5 protein-coding genes and 1 pseudogene are annotated in these 2,713 nt (G+C 71.8%); all 6 read left to right on the top strand.

Annotated features, from left to right (window positions below):
- On the top strand, positions 1-867 hold an 867-nt coding region (locus tag H0488_RS22460), incomplete at its 5' end, for a type II secretion system F family protein (RefSeq protein WP_183101424.1).
- Between the two features lie 55 nt (positions 868-922).
- Positions 923-1,111 (top strand): TadE/TadG family type IV pilus assembly protein, encoded by a 189-nt coding sequence (locus H0488_RS22455; protein ID WP_183101423.1) that lies wholly within the window; start codon positions 923-925, stop codon positions 1,109-1,111.
- 2 nt (positions 1,112-1,113) lie between these two features.
- A complete protein-coding gene (locus tag H0488_RS22450; protein ID WP_183101422.1) occupies positions 1,114-1,515 on the top strand; it encodes a TadE/TadG family type IV pilus assembly protein in 402 nt (133 codons plus the stop codon).
- On the top strand, positions 1,512-1,904 hold the full coding sequence (locus tag H0488_RS22445; protein WP_183101421.1) for a TadE/TadG family type IV pilus assembly protein: 393 nt from the start codon (positions 1,512-1,514) through the stop codon (positions 1,902-1,904). Before H0488_RS22450 ends, H0488_RS22445 begins: the two co-directional genes overlap by 4 nt.
- A complete protein-coding gene (locus tag H0488_RS22440; protein ID WP_183101420.1) occupies positions 1,901-2,317 on the top strand; it encodes a pilus assembly protein in 417 nt (138 codons plus the stop codon). The genes H0488_RS22445 and H0488_RS22440 overlap by 4 nt, the downstream gene beginning before the upstream one ends.
- A pseudogene (locus tag H0488_RS22435) lies at positions 2,314-2,713 on the top strand (hypothetical protein); the annotation flags it as partial. The gene H0488_RS22440 and the pseudogene H0488_RS22435, both read left to right, overlap by 4 nt.

Genomic DNA, 2,713 nt, shown 5'->3' with positions numbered 1-2,713 from the left:
CTCCTCGCGGCGTGGTTGGTGGCGCAGCCGTCCACCTCCGGACCGGTGGCGCTCGCCCTGCTCGACGCCCGCCTCGCGCGGGGGCGCCGGGAGGCGTCGCTCACCGTCGACCGCCGCCACGCCGAGGAGTCGCCCCGCATGCGGCGCCTGGGCGCGCGGATCGGCGACCTGCTCGAGTCCCAGGGCCACGACCTGCCGCACCGGCTGGAGGCCGACCTCGGCATGGTCGGCCAGTCGCGGGAGATGTTCCTCGCGCGGACCGCCGCCGCCGCGCTGGTCGGCGCCGTGCTTCCGAACCTGGCGCTGGTCCCGTGGGCGCTGATCGGCCTGGTCGGGTTCGCCGTGCCGCTGTGGATGGTCCTCATCGGTGCGGTCGTGGGAGCGGTCGTGCCCTACAGCCGGCTCCGCAAGGAGGCCGAGGAGAAGCGCCGTTCGTTCCGCCACATGGTGAGCGCGTTCCTCGACCTGGTGGCGATGAACCTCGCGGGCGGTCGCGGTGTCCCCGAGGCGCTCCAGGCGGCCTCCAACGTCAGCGACAGCTGGGGGATGATCCGCATCCGCGACACCCTCGAGGCGGCGAAGCTGCAGGGCATCACGCCGTGGTTCGCGCTCGGCCAGCTCGGCGAGGAGGTCGACGTCGACGAGCTGCGCGACCTCGCCGCCGCGCTCGCCCTCGTCGCCGAGGACGGCGCCAAGGTCCGCGACTCCCTCACCGCGCGGGCCAGCTCGATGCGGCACCGCGAGCTCGCGGACGCCGAGGCCAAGGCCGAGGAGCGCTCCCAGTCGATGCTCGTCGCGCAGCTGCTGCTGTGCGCCGGCTTCCTCGTCTTCCTGATCTACCCCGCCCTGGCCCGGATCCTGGCTTAGCCAGGGGCCGACGGGGGAACGTTTCACACCATTGCAAAGGAAAGGACAAACTCGGATGAGTCCCGAAGTGCACTACCTGTGGATCCTGGTTCGCAGCCACCTCGACCGCGTGCGTGACGACGAGCGCGGCGTCTCGGCGGTCGAGCTGGTCATCATCACCGGCATCCTGATCGCGCTCGCGACAGCCGTCGGCTGGGCGATCTACAACAAGGTCAACTCCAAGGCGAACTCGATCAGCCTCTGACCATGATCTCTCGGTGGCGCACCCGGCGCCGCGACGACTCGGGCGTCAGCAGCGTGGAGCTCGTGCTCTACATGCCGCTGCTGATGTTCATCATCTTCCTCGCGGTGCAGTTCTCGCTCGTCTGGTTCGGCAACCAGGCGGCGAGCGCGACCGCGCGCGAAGCCGCCCGCGTCGCGCGCGTCTACGCCGACGAGGCGAGGGCGCGTCAGGCCGGCTACCACTACGCGGACAACATCGGCGACGGCGTCCTGGAGGACGTCCACATCACCGTGACCCGGGTCGGTGACAACCGGGTCCGGGTGACCGTGACCGGTCGCGCGCAGGAGATCTCGCCGTTCGGCGTACCGACGGTCAGCCAGACCGTCGAGGGTCCGATCGAGGAGCTCGAGGGCGACGACCGATGAGACGTGACGAGCGCGGGTCGATGGCGGTCGAGGTGGTGATCCTCGCCCCGGTCCTGGTGGCGTTCGTGCTGCTGGTCGTCGCCGGTGGCCGTTACGTCGCCGTCCAGGGCGACATGCAGGCCGCCGCGCGCGACGCCGCCCGCGCGGCGTCGCTCGAGGACACCAGGGGAGAGGCCGAGCAGGCAGCACGCTCGATCGTGGCGGCATCGCTCGACGGCTCCGACTGCTCGGTCGGCTTCATCGCCGACTGGCGTCCGGACGGCAGCGTGAGCGTCGAGCTCCGCTGCCAGGTCCCGTACGACGACCTCGGCCTGATCGGCCTGCCCGGCAGCGTCACGATCGACACCGAGTCCCATGTCCGGCTCGATCCCTACCGGAGGCTCGAATGACCCGCGCCAAGCGCCGCGACGAGCGCGGCTCCGCGTCCGCCTTCGTGGTCGGCCTGGCCATCTCCCTGGTCGTCGTGGCCGGCCTGGTGGTCGACGGCGGCGGCGCGCTCAACGCGCGGATGACCCTCGCCGACGACGTCGAGGCAGCGGCTGTCGCCGGCGCCCAGGCCACCGACGTGGTCCGGCTCCGCGAGGACTCCACCGACCTGGTGATCGATCCCGTCGCGGCCGAGCAGCGCGCCCGCGAGGTGCTCGCCGGGCGGGGCTACGAGGGCATCCGGGTCGTCGCCACCGACGACTCGGTGACCGTGACCGCGCGCGACTCGGTCCCGACCAAGATGCTCCTCCTGATCGGGATCGGGCAGTTCGACATCGAAGCCACCGCCACCTCGGAAGCAGAGGTCCTCCCATGAACGTCACCGACCAGCCCGATGCCGCGCGTCGCGGTCCCGAGCGGTTCTCCGCTCCCACTGCTGCGGGCAAGAGGTCCTCGCCGCTCGCGGTGCTCGGCGCGCTGCTCGCGCTCGCGGTGCTGCTCGTCGGCGTCCCGGTCGGCCTGGTGCTCTGGCAGGGCACCCCGCCTGTTCCGACCGGTCTGCCGTCGCGCGACGACCTGACCCAGCCGCTGACCTTCGACGCGCTGATCGTGGTGCTCCTGGTCGTCGTCTGGCTGGCCTGGCTGCAGTTCGCGGCGTGCGTCGTCGTCGAGGCGGTCTCGTTGCTGCGCGGGGGTGGTCTCCCACGCCCGGTCCCGCTGTCCGGTCGTTCGCAAGCGCTGGCCCGTGCACTGGTCGGCACCGTCCTCGTCG

Source organism: Nocardioides pelophilus (assembly GCF_014180685.1).
Lineage (GTDB): Bacteria > Actinomycetota > Actinomycetes > Propionibacteriales > Nocardioidaceae > Nocardioides > Nocardioides pelophilus.
This window is presented reverse-complemented; position numbering and strand designations above follow the sequence as displayed.